At 69.7% G+C, this 16551-nt stretch carries 14 protein-coding genes; 12 read left to right on the forward strand and 2 right to left on the reverse strand.

All coding sequences use genetic code 11. The features are described from left to right. Nucleotides 1-57 precede the first annotated feature (57 nt). Entirely contained in the window at nt 58-1074 is a 1017-nt protein-coding gene (locus HUG12_RS18915) for a PLP-dependent cysteine synthase family protein (RefSeq protein ID WP_179270271.1), read from the reverse strand. A 122-nt stretch (nt 1075-1196) separates the two neighbouring features. Between HUG12_RS18915 and HUG12_RS18920 the strand changes: the two genes are divergently transcribed. The 4 genes from HUG12_RS18920 to HUG12_RS21785 all read left to right on the forward strand — a co-directional run bounded on the left by HUG12_RS18920 (nt 1197) and on the right by HUG12_RS21785 (nt 3754). Continuing rightward, a complete protein-coding gene (locus HUG12_RS18920; RefSeq protein WP_179270272.1) occupies nt 1197-1496 on the forward strand; it encodes a sulfurtransferase TusA family protein in 300 nt (99 codons plus the stop codon). 2 nt (nt 1497-1498) lie between these two features. Then, nucleotides 1499-1822 carry a rhodanese-like domain-containing protein gene (locus HUG12_RS18925; protein ID WP_179270273.1) on the forward strand — a complete coding sequence of 108 codons (324 nt, stop codon included), beginning with the start codon at nt 1499-1501 and terminating at the stop codon, nt 1820-1822. 716 nt (nt 1823-2538) lie between these two features. Continuing rightward, the gene (locus tag HUG12_RS21780; RefSeq protein WP_246308090.1) at nt 2539-2991 is read left to right on the forward strand and encodes a hypothetical protein; all 453 of its coding nucleotides are present in this window, start codon (nt 2539-2541) and stop codon (nt 2989-2991) included. An 88-nt stretch (nt 2992-3079) separates the two neighbouring features. Beyond that, nucleotides 3080-3754, forward strand: a complete 675-nt coding sequence (locus HUG12_RS21785; RefSeq protein ID WP_246308091.1) for a cupredoxin domain-containing protein — start codon at nt 3080-3082, stop codon at nt 3752-3754. 87 nt (nt 3755-3841) lie between these two features. On the opposite strand, the gene HUG12_RS18935 is transcribed toward HUG12_RS21785, so the two are convergent. Then, the gene (locus HUG12_RS18935; protein ID WP_179270274.1) at nt 3842-5050 is read right to left on the reverse strand and encodes a YeeE/YedE family protein; all 1209 of its coding nucleotides are present in this window, start codon (nt 5048-5050) and stop codon (nt 3842-3844) included. Nucleotides 5051-5380: 330 nt separating this feature from the next. On the opposite strand from HUG12_RS18935, the gene HUG12_RS18940 reads away from it, so the two are divergent. The 8 genes from HUG12_RS18940 to HUG12_RS18975 all read left to right on the forward strand — a co-directional run bounded on the left by HUG12_RS18940 (nt 5381) and on the right by HUG12_RS18975 (nt 16547). After that, the gene (locus HUG12_RS18940; protein WP_179270275.1) at nt 5381-6484 is read left to right on the forward strand and encodes a beta-propeller fold lactonase family protein; all 1104 of its coding nucleotides are present in this window, start codon (nt 5381-5383) and stop codon (nt 6482-6484) included. Beyond that, nucleotides 6485-7573 carry a sulfurtransferase gene (locus tag HUG12_RS18945; protein ID WP_179270276.1) on the forward strand — a complete coding sequence of 363 codons (1089 nt, stop codon included), beginning with the start codon at nt 6485-6487 and terminating at the stop codon, nt 7571-7573. A 25-nt stretch (nt 7574-7598) separates the two neighbouring features. Then, the gene (locus tag HUG12_RS18950; protein ID WP_179270277.1) at nt 7599-8546 is read left to right on the forward strand and encodes a YncE family protein; all 948 of its coding nucleotides are present in this window, start codon (nt 7599-7601) and stop codon (nt 8544-8546) included. A gap of 1113 nt (nt 8547-9659) precedes the next feature. Beyond that, nucleotides 9660-10580: a methyltransferase domain-containing protein gene (locus HUG12_RS18955; RefSeq protein WP_179270278.1), complete on the forward strand. Its 921-nt coding sequence runs from the start codon at nt 9660-9662 to the stop codon at nt 10578-10580. Nucleotides 10581-10770: 190 nt separating this feature from the next. Continuing rightward, nucleotides 10771-13203, forward strand: coding sequence for an MEDS domain-containing protein (locus HUG12_RS18960; RefSeq protein ID WP_179270279.1), 2433 nt, complete (start codon nt 10771-10773; stop codon nt 13201-13203). Between the two features lie 471 nt (nt 13204-13674). Further along, nucleotides 13675-14010 carry a DUF7344 domain-containing protein gene (locus HUG12_RS18965; RefSeq protein ID WP_179270280.1) on the forward strand — a complete coding sequence of 112 codons (336 nt, stop codon included), beginning with the start codon at nt 13675-13677 and terminating at the stop codon, nt 14008-14010. A 239-nt stretch (nt 14011-14249) separates the two neighbouring features. Continuing rightward, entirely contained in the window at nt 14250-15023 is a 774-nt protein-coding gene (locus tag HUG12_RS18970; protein ID WP_246308092.1) for a protein-L-isoaspartate O-methyltransferase family protein, read from the forward strand. A 207-nt stretch (nt 15024-15230) separates the two neighbouring features. Beyond that, nucleotides 15231-16547 (forward strand): ABC transporter substrate-binding protein, encoded by a 1317-nt coding sequence (locus HUG12_RS18975; RefSeq protein ID WP_179270281.1) that lies wholly within the window; start codon nt 15231-15233, stop codon nt 16545-16547. Nucleotides 16548-16551: the final 4 nt, after the last annotated feature.

Genomic DNA, 16551 nt, shown 5'->3' on the forward strand with positions numbered 1-16551 from the left:
CCTTTCCGAGGTGCCGTCACGGCTTCCCCCAGCGCCGCGTCCCCAGGTTAGTTCCGATCAGTTCAGATAGTCCTCCCACAGCGGGACGTCCGCGTACTTGTCGCCGCGGTCACACAGCATGACGACGACCGCGTCGTCGGCCGTGAGTTCACCGTCGTCGTCGAGCTGGTGGACCGCCTGGACGCCGGCCCCGCTCGACGTTCCGACCACGAACTGGTCGTCCACTCGGAGGTGCTCGCGAACCGTGTCCCCGTCGTGCTGACCGGGATCGACGACGTCGACCCGTCGGTCCGCGTACCGATCGCGGAGCTCGCGGGCACGCGCATAGGCGTCCCCGGTTCCGACGTACTCCGTCCGGTCGAGCACCGACTCGTCGTACGTCTCGGGGCGGTAGTGGTCGCCCGTCCCGAGATATTTGAGCCCGTCGATGGCGTGGAGCGGCTCTGCCGGTTCGAACCCGACGACCGTGACGTCGCCGCGTTCGTGGAGGCCCCTGCCGGTTCCGGTGACCGTTCCACCCGTCCCTGCGCCGGCCACGAAGTGGGTCACCTCGCCGTCCGTCTGGTCCCAGATTTCGGGGGCCGTCGTCCGTTCGTGGGTTCCGGGATTGTCCGGGTTCGCGTACTGGTTCGGCCGATAGTAGCGGTCCGGACGCGACGCGACCAGTTCCTCGCACCGCTCTATGACGGCGTCGTACCCGAGGTGGGCGTCGACGAAGTGGATCTCCGCCCCAGTCTCCCGGACGGCCTCGACCTTCCCCCCGCTCGCGTTGTCCGGCATCACGATCTCGACGTCGTACCCCCTCGCCGTCGCGAGCCTGGCGAGTTCGCTCCCCGTGTTCCCGCTCGTGGGTTCGATCAGCGTCCGGTCGGAGGTGAGTTCCCCGCGCCCCTCGGCGCCGTCAAGCATTCCCTTGGCGATGCGCGATTTCACCGAACCGCCGCCGTGATCGGCCCGATACAGGTTGAACCACTCCGCCTTCGCGTACACGGTCGCCGGAACGTCGACGTCGAGTTCGAGTAGCGGCGTCTCGCCGATGGTCTCCTCGTCGATGCCGACGGCGGACTCCGACATGAGGCGCGCTTCGGGCCCGGGCACCAAGGCTCTGGCGTCTCCGGCGTCGCTCCCCTCCGAGATAGCGGTCGGCTCTGCACGCTCCGAAACGGGTATGCCGCCGAGGTCCTTACCCGGGGTGCATGAGCCAGCCGAACTGGGAGGACGTCGTCGACCTTCCCGACGAACTCGACGACGAGACCGCCGACGACCTGCTCGGGGACGCCGAATCGGTACAGGACATGACCGGGGAAGTCTGCCCGTACCCCCAGGTCGAGGCCAAGAAGGCCATCCAGGGCCTCGGATCCGGTGAACTCCTCGTTCAGGAGACCGACCACGTCCCGAGCACCGAGAACGTCCCGAAGGCGGTCGGGGACCAGGCGGACGCACACGTCTGGAAGAGCGGCGACGGCCGGTACCGCATCTACCTCCGGAAGCGATGACGATGGTCGAGGAGATCACCACCGAGGACGTGAAAGCGAAGGTGGACGCGGGGGAGGACGTCCAGATCATCGACATCCGCGACCCCGACCAGTTCGCGGCGGGGCACGTTCCCGGCGCCGTGAACGTACCCATGTCGGAGCTCCCGTCGCGCGTCGACGAGATCGAGTGGGGCGACGACGTCGTCGTCGCCTGCCCGATCGGCCAGTCGTCGGTGCAGGCGGCGCGGCTCATCGGGAGCTACGAAGGGGTCGAGGACGACGACGCCGTCCGAAGCATGGCCGGGGGCTACGACGCCTGGGAGTACGAACTCGAATCCGACGAGTAACGTTCCCGGGACCGCCCCGTCCGTCGCGTCGGCCTGCCGTGAAGCCTCCTTCATCGAGATCGGTCAGGGGTTCCCCCCGAACCGTCCTAGACGCGGCTGGGAGACGACATACGCGCACGGACGGATCGATGGCATCCTCGAGAATCCCCGTTGAGCATCCGAGAACCGCGGCGAGGCGCCACTTCGCATTCCCCATCCAGGGAGTAACGAAGCAGTCCATCCGGTGGTCGATGAAGGCGACTATCGGTAAACATCGCTGATATCTGGAGCGTGCGTGCCAAGCGCGGATCCGTGACCGTCGAACTGGACACATCGGCGGGCAGTAAGGGCTACCGGAAGCACGATTACGACTGCGTTACCCGTGTGTTCTCCGGATACGTTCGAGCCGTTTCCGTCAGGGGAGCATCCTCCGTCGATTCCCCTACGAAAGCGTTTGGGAAACGGCGTCTTACACACCCCAACACCTGGCTCGGTTTACGCGACGGAACGACGGACGTACGACGTGAGGTTCCTAATGACGGAGAAACCCAGCACGGGCGGCCAGTTCACGCGGCACTCGCTTCTCGCGGCTGGAGATGGCGCTCGGATCGATCGTGGGACGCGCTGAAACCTCCGGACGAGTCTCGGGGACGAACGGGTCCGTCGACGTCCGGAACGATGAAGCCGGACGCACCGTCGTCGCGAGACGGGAGCCGGGAAGGACGTTCTACCGGGTCTTGCCCGGCCCGCGACGGCTGAGTCCGCAGGTGTTCGGGACGCCCGAGAACCCCCGATTCGGGAGCGACCTGCTCGAAGCGCGGATCGAGCAGGCGAAGGGCTCCCCCGAACCGCTCGGGAACGCCGTTCCGAAACTGCTGGAGGACCTGCCGCCGCTCGTCGCCGCGCCGGAGGCGGCGCGCGAGGAGGTCGGCGGCGAGGACGAACTCGTCCACGAGGTGTTCACCGAACCGACGCTGTACAGCGACGAGGCGGAGGTGACCGACGGCGAGTTCGAGATCAGCCATCGGGACCGCCGGCCGTACGACCTCCGTGGCCCGCCGGGTGAGACGCCGGATACGGTGGAACTCGACGCGCGGTTCACGGACCCCGCGGGGAACGAGTACGAACTCGAGTTCGATCACGTCGTCCAGCCGCCCGTTCCGGGTCCGAAACCGGCGGCGGAGTCCTGATCGACGCCTGGCACCACGGGCAAACCGGGACCGGCTCACCGCTGATGCCCGAGATCTACGCGTACGGCCCGTTCTGGGGGTCGGCGACGTGATCGTCAACGGCGAGGTGGCCACCGAGGACGGCTTCCGCGTGATGCACTTCATGACGACCCAGACCATCCGAGACGAGCGGTACCGGCTGGCCATCGACGGGGAGTTGCCGCTCGCCCCGGAGAACACCATCGCCGGGCGAGTCCACCACACCCACGGGGTCGTGCTGCCGATCATGCCCACCGACGAGGGGCCGGCGTTCCAACCGGTGCCGACGGCGTTGGAGCTCCCGAACGGCGGGACGCAGTCGTTCATTCACGCGATGTGGGAACGGGAGGAGCTGGTCGAAGCGCCGTTCGCGGGCTGGTCGGCACCGACGGCGGAGGACGGAGGCGACGGAACCGAGGGGACGGGGACGGAGGGAAGCGCCGACTTCGGGCTCGGCGGCGACGCTCAAGCCTGGGAGGGGCAAGCGCCAGCCGACATCGAGGGCGAGGGAAACCCGACGCTGACGTTGGAAGCCGGCACGGCGTACGCGCTCGTCTGGGAGAACCTCGACGGCATCCAGCACGGCTTCGCCATCGAGGATCGGAACGGGGAGGACCTCCTCGCCACCGACTTGGTTGGGGAGCAGGGCGCCACCCAGACGGTCGAGTTCACCGCCTCCGAGGAGATGGCCGAGTACCACTGCCAGGTCCACCCGGACTCGATGCGAGGTGGGATCGAACTCTAGCGTCGACCCGCCGTCCCATCGGGAGCCGGGCGGTGACTCCGAGGAGGGTCCGTCGCCCGCGTCGACTCTCGTCCCCCCGAGCGGCGCTCAAATCGCACAGCCGACCTCGCGGTAGAGCCAGTGGGTCATCACGTACGTCCCGAGGACGATCCCCGCGCCAGCGAGGATCGAGTGGACCGACAGGAGCGCCACGCCGCTGAACAGGTTCGCGATGTTGCAACCGGGTGCGAGCCGCGAGCCGACCCCCATGAGGAAGCCGCCGACGACCGGGTTCGGGAGCCGTTCGAGCTTCGGCCACCGGAGTCGAAAGTCGCCCGAGGCTTTGGCCGCCAGGAAGGAGCCGACGACGACCGAGAGGATCATGAGCATGTCCACCGTCACGGCGACGCCCTCCCCGCGGAACAGGACCGAGCCCCAGTACTCGATCCCCTCGACGTTCAGGCCACCCCGCGCGAGGATCCACCCCGCCCACTTCGCTTCGCTCCCGGTGATCGCCCAGGCGCCGTACACCCAGAACCAGACGCTCGCGACGAGCGCGAGGCCGACGCCGGCGGTCCGCGCGTCCCACGGGTCCCGCAGGCGGGCCTTGAGGTCGCGGTCGTCCGTCCGGAACCCCCGGAGGTAGCTCCGGAGGCCGCCGCCGATCGATCGCAGTCCCACCCCCATCGCGGCGAGGCTCCGCCCGGTCGGCGTCACCTGCGCGCGTTCGTCGGCGAACACGCCGGTCCGGCCGTTCGGTTCGTCGGGCAACCGCCGCCGTCCGAGGATCAAGGCGTACACCAGCACGGCCGCGGCGGCGATGCCGACGCCCGTGACCGCGGGTGGCCACGGGAGCTGGAGGTAGAGCGTCGACCCCTCGCCGAACCGGAGCGGCTCGAAGTAGACGGAGCGCAGCGTCGGGAACGAGAACGCGACGACGACGTAGCCGACCCCCATGAACAACAGCGTGATCCAGAACTGGACGTATCCCTGTCCGGCGCGGTACAGCGTCCCCGACGCGCACCCGCCGGCCATCGTCATCCCGACTCCGAAGACGAACCCGCCGATCAACGACGCGAGCCCCCACGGCGGGATCCAGAACCCGCGGAAGTACCCCAGCGTCGCCTGGAGACTCCAGAACGACGTCATCACGAGCACCCCCGCCAGCACGCCCTTGAGGACGCGAGTGTCCTTGAACGCGATGAAGTCCCGGAACGCGCTCACGAAACAGAAGCGCGACTTCTGGAGGAGGACCCCGAACGCGAGGCCGACGCCGATGGAGAGCACGACGTACGCTGTCGGCGAGATTGCCGGCATACGGGACGGTTAGGAACCGACACGCCTCGTGCTACCGGAACCGCACACGCTTGCCAGTTCCGAGATTTAGTGGCACGTATTGCCCCTTTCAGGAACAACTGGCAACGGGGAGGCACTCCGGTGTGCATAACTCCCTTGGAGCGTGACGTTCCGCATATGAGCGATCGTTCCGGGAACGACCCTCTACGTCCGAACCGGGGTGAGGGAACCGGGCCGAAGGACGTGTCACGTCGCCGCCTTCTCGCCGGTTCGGCCGCGGCGGGCGCCGCGGCCAGCGCCGGATGTTCGGGTCGGCTCCCGGGCGGTGGAGAGGGCGGGAGTTCGGAAACGGTGTTCGTGTTCAACACGGGCGATCTGACCGTGAGCGTCATCGACGCGGCGGCCGACGAGCTCGTGACGACTCAGTACCTCGGTGCGACCGCGTCGTTCCCGTCGAACCAGTTCGCACCGTCGCTGACGGACTCCCCGGAGGACGTCCTGTGGCTCAACGTCGACGACGGCGTCCGGGCGATGAACGCGACCTCGCTCTCGGAGGACGTCGCCTTCGAAACCGGATCGGGTGCCAACTGGCAGGAGGTGACCCCCGACGGCGAACACCTCGTCGTGAGCGCCCGCGAACCGATCCACAAGCAGTTCAAACTCGACGCCAACCCGGCCTCCGACTCGTTCGGGGAGGCCGTCGCGGAGATCGACCGCAAGCCCGAAGGTGGCCGCGGCGACAACGAAGGGCCGGGACCGTGTGACGTGAGTGTCCTCCCGGACGGGAGCTACGCCTACGTCCCCGACATCTACGCGGACACCCTCTCTGTCATCGACGTCGACTCGTTCGAGATCGTGAACCAGGTGTCGGTGTCCCCGGCGGACAGGGCGGACGCCGTCCGCCCCTGGATGGACACGGTCGACTGGAACGGCGACCGACTGCTCGTGGAGAACAACGAGGGGGAGACCGGAACGGAGAGCATCTGGGACGTCAGCGACCCGACGGCCCCCGAGGAGGTCGTTCGGCTGACCGGCGACGACGGCCTCGGGAAACTCCCGCTCACCAGCGAGATCGGCCCGGACTCGGAGGTCGGATACGTGTTCACGGCCGAGTCGAACGACGTCACCGTGATCGACCTCGCGGCGGGCGAGGTGACGGATCGCCTCGACCTCGGCGGCTCGGCGTTCGTCGGGACGTGGGGGCCGAACCGCGAGAAACTGTACGTGCCGGTCCAGACGAGCGACGAGGTCAAGGTCATCGACCACGCGGCCGGCGAGATCACCGGGACGATCGGCGTCGGATCGGAGCCGTACGGCGCGACGGCTGGAACCGTTCGGCCGGAGACCGACGCGGCGGCGAACCTCCTGGCGACGATGTCGAAGCTCGGTCTCGAGTTCTCGGAGGGGGGGACGTCGTACTGCATCGGCGAGTGCGCGTGCGGCCATCGGCTGTAGATGACCGAAACGAACGGCGAGCGAGCGACCGGAAACGACGGCGAGCGGACGGGTAGGGACGGTAGCGACCCCGGAACGGTCACGCGTCGTTCCGTACTGGCCGCCACTGCGGGGGCGGGCCTCGCGAGCACGGCCGGCTGTGCGGGCGTGACCACGCCCGCCGACGTGTCCAACGCCGCCTCGATCGCCGGCAACGTCGGCTACTTTGTGGGGCCACAGGAGGTGGCCGACACGGACGGAGTGTTCCTCGACGCGCGATCACGGCAGCAGTACCGGAACGAACACGTGTACGGCGCCAGGTTGGCGCCGGTCGAGGCCCTCACGGCGCGTCGGGAGACTGACGCCGGGTTCGTTCCGGACCCCGACTCGCTGGCGGCCGCGCTCGGTGAAACGGGGGTTGCCCCGACCGACGACGTCGTGGTGTACGGGAGCAGCGTCGGGTCCCGCGTCACTCGCGTCGTCTTCGCGCTCGAGTATCTCGGCCACAGGGGCGACGTGTTCGTCCTCAACGGCGGGTACGACTCCTGGAACGGGAGGGTCGGGAGCGGGATTCGTGAGCCGCGGACGCGTTCCTACGAGCCGGACCCGCGGTCGGATCTCGTCGCGACCCGCGACTGGCTCGCCGACCGGGTCGGGTCGTTCAACGCGGACGGCCCCGGATTGGTCGACGTCAGACCGCCCGAGGCGTACCTCGCGGCGCGCGGGTCCGACGTGCTCGTCCGGTCCAACGAACGGCAGGGCCACCTCCCCGGCGCGATCGACGTCCACTGGACGGGGAACGTCGACGGCAGTCGGCTCGCCGACCCCGGAACGCTCGCCGGACTGTATTTCAACTCCGCGGAGCTCGACACCGGAGGACCGATCGTCGTCTACGGCCAGGGGAACGTCGACCCCACGAACACGTGGGTAACGCTTCGAGCGCTCGGCGCGGAGGGTGTTCGGCTGTACGACGGCGGATTCGCCGAGTGGGCTAACGTGCCCGCGGAGCTCCGCGGTCGGTGCCCGGTCGAGACGAAGACGACTGCCGTCGTCGAGACGAGCGGGGGCCTCGGCGGGAACGACGACGGTGGCTTCTCGTGTACCGGCTGATGGATCCCGACGGTCACGCGTCCGGATGACGCTCCTCGCGGTCCCCTGTTCCGGCGCCGACACGGTCGCGATACTGGACGCCGACCACGGCGAGTTCCTCGGCGACGTCGAGGTCGGGAGCCACCCGGTCCACCTCGCGACCGTCGGGAACTGCGTCTTCGTCGCGACGATGGGCGAACGGTCGGTCGACGTCATCGCCGACGGCGACGTGACCCGGATCGAGACCGGCGTCCTCGGCCCGTCCCACTTTGCGGCCGTCGGGGAGACCGTCTTCGCGCCCTGTACGGGTGGGGATGTGGTCGCCGTGCTGGATGCGACCGATCGGACGCCGTGCGGCAGGATCGCCGTCGGCGGGGAACCGCACGACGTCGTCGTCCACGACGGCGCGGTGTTCGTCGGGAGTCGCGCCGACGGGACCGTCAGCGTCGTCGATCCGGACTCGATGGCGGTGCTCGCGACCCACGAGTTCGGGGACGAGGCACGAATCCAGGGGCTGGCCAGCACAGCCGACCGGGCGTACGCGGTCGACCAGCGCGGCGAGCGCGTCGTCGCGCTGGATCGTGACGGTCCGGAAGCGGTCGCATCGGTCGGTGCGAACCCGTACGAGGTCGTCGTCCACGGGGGGAGGGTGTACGTTCCGGGACGCGACGACGGGACGGTGACCGAGCTCACCGCGGACCTCGGGAGTCGAACCCGACGCCGACTCGGCGGCCGACCGGTCGACGTCGTCGCGCACGACGATGAACGGTGGGTGCTCGACCGGGAGCGGCCGGTACTCGGGGAGCTGTCGACCGGGGACGACGTTTCCCTTCCCGCACCGTCGTTCGCCGCCGCGGGCGATCCGGACGCGTTCGGCCGGGTGTATCTGACCCACTACGACGACGACGCGGTCAGCGCTGTCGACCTCGACGAGCGAGCCGTCGTCTGGACGACGGACCTCCCGGCCGGCCCGTTCGAGCCGCTCGTCGTGTAACCGCTATCGAACTGCGGGAGTCCAATTCCAGGAACGGTTCGTCACGGAACCCCCCGTTCGCGGTGACCAGGACGACGCCTGGCTGGTCGACGACGTACTTCCGTCCCCTCTCCGGGAGCAACGGCGAAATCAGTCGGCGCAAACGGACCCTCCACGATCGGTTTCGACCCGATACCGTGCCCCGTTGGGCCGGCGGTACGGCCGCTGGCGCGTGATTCGTCCGTAGGCATCCCTCCCGTGTCATGTGGTACCGCGGCCCCCTTAGGCCTCGGGTCCGGTGGGAGGGTCGTGTCCGGGTTGGCCGGGTCCACGCGAAGGCGAACCTCGCGATCGGGGTTCGGCGTTGGTCGCCTCGGCGTGGCAAAAACGGTTCCGGAACTGGTTGATTCATCTTCTTCCTTCATACGTTATGCTTCCGTCGCTGCGTCGGTTCCCGAGGTTCCTGGTGGACTCGACGGCCGTACCGATGACGGTGCCGCCTGCACCCACGGCGTACCGTCGACGGGAACGAGCGCGCCGTGAACGCGACGGTACTCGGGGATCAGCGGAGGAACCGCCCTCGTTTTCGTGGGAGCGAACGGGAGGTTGAGCGGGCGGTTCGTCGCGGACGCGGCGGCGACGGACGGCCGGGAGCGGTCGTCGTCGAGGCGGATTCCGGTCTCGTCGATGCGACGTGATCCGGTCGACGCCGTCCGCCGGCCGTCGGCGTTCTGCATCCGGTTCCGTACGGTGGATCGTCGGTGACCGATAGCGACACCTATAGAATATATTTATTATATAGTGATTTGATGTATATGGCCGGAGGCTGATCCGGCACGGAAGTGCCCGGCCGGTACCGACGGACGAAACCGGTCGACGGCTCGAGCCGACCGACGAACGGCCGGCGTTCATCCGTTCGACCCGTCGATGGTGGCACCGGCACCAACCACCCGAAGCACGACCCGCTCGGATCGGACGGCGGCCGGATCGAAGCGCACGAACCCGAGCCGGACGCGGCGGTCGTCCGCCCGACCGAACTCCCCACCGGTATCGGCGGATCGACGGCCGGTCCGACGCGACGGGCGTGGGTGTCGGACGGGTGGACTTTTCACCGCCGTTCGCCACCGTCGACCCATGCCGATGCGAGAGCGGACCGGCCTCGACGCGGCCGCGCTGCTGGTCCTCCGAGCGGCGAACGAGACGGGCGTGCTCGACGCGCTCGTGGAGCGCGCCGGGACCCCGGCGGAGGTCGCGGCGGAGACGGACGTGACGGAGGCGGCGGCCGAGCGAACCGTCGGAATCCTCGCCGACCTCGGGTTCCTGAAGCGGGTCGGCGGGGAGTACGAACCGACCAACCGGGCGCTCGGGCTGCTCGCGAAACGGGACGTCCGTTCGGTCGGCGCCGTGCCCCACGCGCTGGACGTCGCGGACGCGCTGGTCGCGCTCCCCGGGACGATGGAGACGGGCGTTCCCCCGGAGGCGCCCGAGGACGCGACGGCGAACCGGCTCGGCGCGCACGCGGCCACCGACGAGTCGGTCGTCAGGGCCTGCGTCACCGCGGCGGTCCGCGCGGCGCCGGACGCGGAGCGCGTCCTCGACCTGTGTGGCGGGTCGGGGACGTACGCCGCCGAGTTCGCCGACCGGGGTCGCGACGTGACGCTCGTCGACTCCCCGGCGGTCGTGGAGGCGGTCGCGCCGCTGCACGATCGCCCCGACGTCCGCCTCCACGACGGCCCGCCGACGACGCTCGAGGGGTCGTTCGACCTGGCGTTCGGGGCCCGCGTCGCGGGCGGGATGGACCCGACCGAGATCGGCTCGCTCCTCGAGGCCGCCCGCGACGCGCTCGCACCCGGCGGGACGCTGTGTCTCGCGGACGTGCTCGCCGACGGGAGCGACGCGGCCGTGACCGCCGATGCCGTCGGGCTGGCGACCGGTCACGGCGGGGCCTACGACGCCGAGCGGTATCGCGAGTGGTTCGAGGAGGCCGGGTTCGTCGACGTGCGGATCGAACCGGTCCCGGGAACCGACCGACGCGCGGTGAGCGCCGTCGCGTAGGCGCGCGACCCGCGTCGACGACCGTGTGTCGGCGACGGTCCCGCCGTCGTCGATTCGGAAGGCGTGCCGCGACCGGGGAGGCGGTGCGGAGGTTTATTTCGCGATCACGCTGGCGGAGGGGTTCGCCAGGTTATTACCCCTCAGCGCCCTCGTTCCGCCCGCTTTGGCTCACGAGGAACGCACGGGAGGGGTGGATCCAGCCCCGTCGGAGTTCACCCCGTCGCGCGGGACCGACGCCCCCTCGAACTCCGGCGGAGGCGATCGCGACGCCACGGAGGACGCGCTCCACCACCACACCGCCCTGCTCTACGGGAACCAGCGACAGCAGTTCGACGCGGTCGTCCCGATCGTCCGGGACGGACTCGAACGGGGCGAACGCTGTCTGTACATCTGTGACGACAACGACGAGGAGGCGGTCACGGCGGCGATGCGGGCGGCCGGCATCGACGTCGAGGCCGCCGTCGAGGCGGGCGACCTCTCGGTCCACTCGGCGGAGGACCCGTTCCTCTCGGACGGCGAGTTCGAGCCGGCCGACACCGTCGAGTTCGCCACCGACGCGATCCGCGAGGCGACCGAAGTGAACGGCTACGACGCGGTCCGGATCGTCGGGGAGATGACGTGGGTGCTCGACGGCGAGCACAGCCTCGACCACATGGTCGAGTACGAACACGAACTCAACGACGTCTTCGGGTCGCGTCCGGTCACCGGGGTCTGTCAGTACAACGTCAGCAGGTTCGACCCGGAGCTGCTGAACCAGATCATCCGCGCGCACCCGACCCTCGTCTACGACGGGACGGTCGGACGCGACTTCTACTACGTCCCGGAGAACGCCGTCGGCGGCGAAAGCGGGTCCGCGAGCGACGACGGGCCGGGGGGGACGCTGCTCGAGCGGGTCAGCGCCTTCGAGACGCTCGAACGGCGCGAGCGGGCGCTGAGCGCGCTCAACGATGCCACGGAGGAGCTGATGGGTCGGGAGCTAGGGAACCTCCCCGAACGCGCCGCCGACGTCGTCCGGCAGGTGCTCGACGTCCCGTTCGCGTCCGTCTGGCGCTACGACGGGGCGACCGGCGACCTGGAACTGGACGCGACGAGTGCCGACCCGGAACTCGGCACCGCGGGCGGGGACGGCCGGACGGTCACCCCGCTCGCCGAACGGTACCGGGACCGCGCGTGGAACGCCTTCGTCACCGGGGAGACCGAGGTGCACGCCGACCCGTCGACGGCGTCCGATCGGGCGGCCCCGAACCCCCGCCTCCGGAGCGGGGTGATCGTTCCGCTCGGCAGGCACGGCGTCTTCTGTGCCGAGACGACGCGACCCGACGGGGTCGACGACCCGCTGGTCGACCTCGCGAACACCGTCGGGACGACGCTCACGGCCGCCCTGGACCGCGCGGACCGCGAGGAGACGCTCGCGGAACAGAACGAACAGCTGGAGCGGTTGAACCGAATCAACCGGGTCATCCGCGGAATCGGCGAGGCGCTCGTGGACGCCGACACGCGAGCGGAGATCGAACGACTCGTCTGCGAGCGGCTGGCGGCGTCGGACCCCTACGAGTTCGTCTGGATCGGCGACCTGAACCGTGAGGACGACGCGATCACGCCACGCGCCACCGCGGGGGATCGCGACGGCTACCTCGACGACGTCGGGGTCACCTCGGGCGAGGGACCGACCGGGCGGGGCCCGATACGTGCCGCCGTGGAGGACAGGAGCGTCCAGGTCGTCCAGGACGTGCTGATCGAGCCCGCGTTCGAGCCCTGGCGGGAGTCCACCCTCGAACACGACCTCCGGTCCTGCATCAGCGTCCCGCTGGCCTACGAGGAGTCGTGCTACGGGTCGCTGACGCTGTACGCGGCCTCGCCGAACGTCTTCGACGACCTGGAGCGATCGGTGCTGGGGGAACTCGGGGAGACGATCGCCCACGCCATCGAGGCCGTCGAAACGAGACGGGCGCTCCTGTCCGACGCCGTCACCGAACTCACGATCGCCGTCGACGGGACCGACGACGTGCTGGCCGACCTCGCGCGTGTGATCGACGCCGAACTCGCCGTCGACGGCTTCGTGGGGGACCCGGCCGAACCGGCACGCGTGTTCTTCACGATCCCCGGCGTCGATCCCGACGGGGTTCTCGACCGGAGCGAGTCGCTCCCGGGACTGTCCGACGTCCGCGTCGAGGGGGAGACCGACGCCGGACACGCGTTCTCCGCGACAGTGAGCGGGCCGACGCTCGCCTCGCGCGTCGTCGACAACCACGCGGCGATCCGCTCGCTCGGCGTGACCGCCGACGGCGCCACCGCCGTCGTCGATCTCCCCGTGACCAGCAGCGTCCGTAGCTTCCTCGAAGCGCTCCGGGCGAGCTATCCGACCGTCGAACTCGTGGCGCGTCGGAACCGCGACCGCTCGATGCGGACGCGTCGCGACGTGCGCGAGGCCGTCGCGGACCGCCTCACCGACCGCCAGCGCGAGGTCCTGGAGACGGCGTACTTGAGCGGGTTCTTCGAGTCGCCGCGCGCACGAACCGGACGGGAACTCTCCCGGACGCTCGACGTCTCACAGTCGACGTTCTCCCACCACCTCCGCGAGGCCGAGCGCAAGGTGTTCGAACTGGTGCTCGACTACTGCTGACCGCGCGTACCGGTCGCCACTCGAACACGTCTGCCGACGTCCCCGCTTCGCCCGTGTCCGGAGGGGGCGTCGTGGACTCACCCGTCGCGTGGGCTCTGTATCGTCGCGGGGACTCTAGATGTTTCGCCCTCGTCGCGCTGCGGGCGAACGTCTTCGAAATCACGCTTTCACGTTTGCGTCGTTCACCCCCTCGTATGACGTTCGATCCAGCGAGACGTGACGTGCACGGTCGCCAGGGGGTGTTCCCCGCGCATCGGAAGAACCGAGTGCAGTCGAGCCTCGCCGGTGGACCGGTCCGTGTATCTACCGATCAGGACTCCGACATATACTCCGTCCTGGCCGGCGCGAGCCCCGGGCCAGGGACCACGGTCCCGGCACCCGGCGTGACACGTGGGGGGCCCCGGCGTCACGTCGGGAAGCCGGTTCGCTCGAGCGGGAGGACGGCGGACGTGCCCGAGGGAGCGCTCACCCATGGCTGATTCCGCCGTCCGCGCTGACTCGTCGTTCGACGACCTCTTGACCCTCCTGGCGAGCGGGTACCGCCGTCGACTGCTCGTTTCGCTGCAGGAGCAGGACCCGCAGGACGACCCGCGCGTTCCGGCGGACGTCCCCGTCGGGGGTGAGGAGCGGGACGCCCTGATGATCCGCGCGTCCCACTCGCACCTGCCGAAACTCGAGGAGGCCGGCGTCATCGAGTGGGATCGGACGTCCGACCACGTCGGGCGGGGACCGAACTTCGGGGACGTCGAGCCGATTCTGGACGTCCTGCGTGATCACGCCGACGACCTCCCCGAGGACTGTCTCTAGAATGCCCGGTAAACCGGGATGCTATCGGCCCCTGCAAGGAACGGGTCGACCCGGCGTGGCCGATCCGATCGGGCCGGCCGTTCCGATCGATCCAGGTCGACTCCGCGTTTCCACGGGGAATCAGCGGGCGAGAGCGCGCGAGCGCCCACGACGGACGCGCACCGGGGCAACGACCACACGCCTCCGTCCGCCGGGCCCACAAGCGCACCGTTGATTACCGCGCGGCACTGTGCTCGTGCATGGACAGTCCGGACCCGGAACTGCTCCGGGAGGACATGCTCGACGGCCTGGAGTACGTGCTCGAGGACCCGCCGAGCGACGCCGTCAGGGAGGCGATCGGCGCGGTCCCGCGCGAGGAGTTCGTCGCGGAGGCGCCCTACGCCAACCGGACGGGCGAGCAGGGCGGCACCGTCGTGCTCGCCCCCGGGACGGTCGCGCGACTGCACGACGCGCTCGACGCGCGGCCGGACGACGACGTGCTCGTCGTCGGCGCGGGCGTCGGCTACACGGCGGCCGTCCTCGCCGAGATCGTCGGGGCGAACCACGTCCACGCCATCGACATCGCGCGGGCGATGGTGTACGAGGCGCGGGCGAACCTCTCGGCGGCGGGGTACGACGCCGTACTCGTCGACCGCGGCGACGGCGCGCGTGGGCTCCCGGCGTACGCCCCGTTCGACCGGGTGCTCGTGGAGGCCGCCGCCGTCGAACCGCCGCGCGCGCTCGTCGACCAGTTAGTCCCCGACGGGCGACTGGTCATGCCGCTCGGTCGCGGCCCGAAGCAGACGCTCGCCGCGGTCGAACCCGACGACTCCGGTGGGTACGAGGTCGTCGACGAGCGCGGGCGAGTGACCCTCCGGCCGCTGCTCGTCGAGGGCGAGCAGGCGGACGCGCCGGTCCGGAACCGGACCGCCCGCGAGGACGCCGAGTTCGCCCAGCAGGGCTACTTCGCGCGGACCGGCTGGGAACACGAGTGGATCGACTGGGACGACCGGCTGGAAGGGACCGACCGGTGAGCAGGACCGACCGGTGAACGGAATCGATTCACGAGCGGAGTCGACCGGCGAGCCGCGGACCCGGTAGATGGCCGGGCCGACCCGTGACCGAACCGGTTGCCCCCCATCTGGGGGACCAGCAAACACCAGGTACGCACGCGTCACAGCCCAGCGGCGGGTACGCCCGGGGATGACATTAAGTAACGAGGTCGCAAACCATCACCCGATATGGTAGACTCGTCAACCGATTCCCCCGACACCTCCCGGCGGGCGCTCCTGAAGTACTCGGCCGCGGTCGGCGCGGCCGCCCTCGCCGGCTGTTCGACGACCGACGACGGCGGCGACGGGACCGGAACCGACGCCGGCGGCGACCCGGGCGACGGGACCGGAACGACCACCGATTCGGGCGACGGCGGCGGCGGCGACGGCGGGCCGTACCGGATCGGCATGATCGACTCGCTCACCGGGTCGCTGTCGGCGTTCGGCGAGCGCAACCAGCGCGGCAAGGACCTCGCGCTCTCGCGCGTCAACGACGTCGGAATCGACGGCCGCGAACTCGAGATCCTCGTGGAGGACTCCGAGAGCGAGAGCCAGCCCGGCGTCTCGGCCGCCCAGAGCCTCGTCAACCAGGAGGGCGTCCCGTTCCTCATCGGAGCGGTCGGCTCGGGGGTCTCGCTGGCCATCTACGAGAGCGTCGTCCAGGACACCGACGTCGTCCAGTTGAGCCAGAACTCCACGGGGCTCGAACTGACGGACCACCCGGACCTCCTCCGGATGTCCCCGTCCGGGATGGCCCAGTCGATCGCGCTGTCGGACATCATCGCCGAGGACGGCCACGACAGCGTGGCGGTCACCTACGTCAACAACAACTACGGGCAGAGCCTCACCGACGCGTTCGTCGAGGAGTGGGACGGCGAGGTGGCCTACGAGCAGTCCCACGACCAGGAGCAGCAGTCCTACTCCAACGTCGTCGCCGGGATGAACGACTCGGGCGCGGACGCCTGGCTGTTCGTCACCTACCAGCAGGAGTTCTCGACGATGGTCCAGGAGATCTACTCGAACGGGTACGAGGCGCAGTTCTACGGCGCCGACTCGGTCCAGGCGGACTCGGTGCTCGAGAACACGCCCGAGGGGAGCATGGACGGGATGAAGCTCGTCGTCCCCTCAGCGCCCGTCGACCAGGAGAACTACCAGGAGTTCGCCTCGGCGTTCCAGGACGAGTACGACCGCGAGCCCACGTCGTGGGCGGCGTTCGCCTACGACTGCGTCGTCACCGCGGCGCTGTCGATCCAGGCGGCCGACGAGTTCACCGGGTCGGCGCTCGGCGAGGTCGTCAGGGACGTCACCCGGCCCGAGGGCGAGCAGGTCACGTCGTTCGAGGCGGCCAGCGGGATCCTCGCGGACGGCGGGTCGGCCACCGACGTCGACTACCAGGGGGTCAGCGGCCCGATCGACTTCGACGAGAACGGTGATCCGGTGGGGTACCTGCAGATCCTGACGGTCCAGGGCCACAGCTACGAGGGAACCGGCTTCGTCTCCTCGTAGCCCC

Source organism: Halorarum salinum, from assembly GCF_013402875.1.
Taxonomy (GTDB): Archaea; Halobacteriota; Halobacteria; order Halobacteriales; family Haloferacaceae; genus Halorarum; species Halorarum salinum.

Coding starts and splice junctions, on each gene's coding strand:
- HUG12_RS18955 (WP_179270278.1), top strand. CDS start 9,660: ATGCCGATGCGAGAGCGGACCGGCCTCGACGCGGCCGCGCTGCTGGTC.
- HUG12_RS18950 (WP_179270277.1), top strand. CDS start 7,599: ATGACGCTCCTCGCGGTCCCCTGTTCCGGCGCCGACACGGTCGCGATA.
- HUG12_RS18915 (WP_179270271.1), bottom strand. CDS start 1,074: ATGTCGGAGTCCGCCGTCGGCATCGACGAGGAGACCATCGGCGAGACG.
- HUG12_RS18935 (WP_179270274.1), bottom strand. CDS start 5,050: ATGCCGGCAATCTCGCCGACAGCGTACGTCGTGCTCTCCATCGGCGTC.
- HUG12_RS18925 (WP_179270273.1), top strand. CDS start 1,499: ATGGTCGAGGAGATCACCACCGAGGACGTGAAAGCGAAGGTGGACGCG.
- HUG12_RS18965 (WP_179270280.1), top strand. CDS start 13,675: ATGGCTGATTCCGCCGTCCGCGCTGACTCGTCGTTCGACGACCTCTTG.
- HUG12_RS18920 (WP_179270272.1), top strand. CDS start 1,197: ATGAGCCAGCCGAACTGGGAGGACGTCGTCGACCTTCCCGACGAACTC.
- HUG12_RS18945 (WP_179270276.1), top strand. CDS start 6,485: ATGACCGAAACGAACGGCGAGCGAGCGACCGGAAACGACGGCGAGCGG.
- HUG12_RS18970 (WP_246308092.1), top strand. CDS start 14,250: ATGGACAGTCCGGACCCGGAACTGCTCCGGGAGGACATGCTCGACGGC.
- HUG12_RS18975 (WP_179270281.1), top strand. CDS start 15,231: ATGGTAGACTCGTCAACCGATTCCCCCGACACCTCCCGGCGGGCGCTC.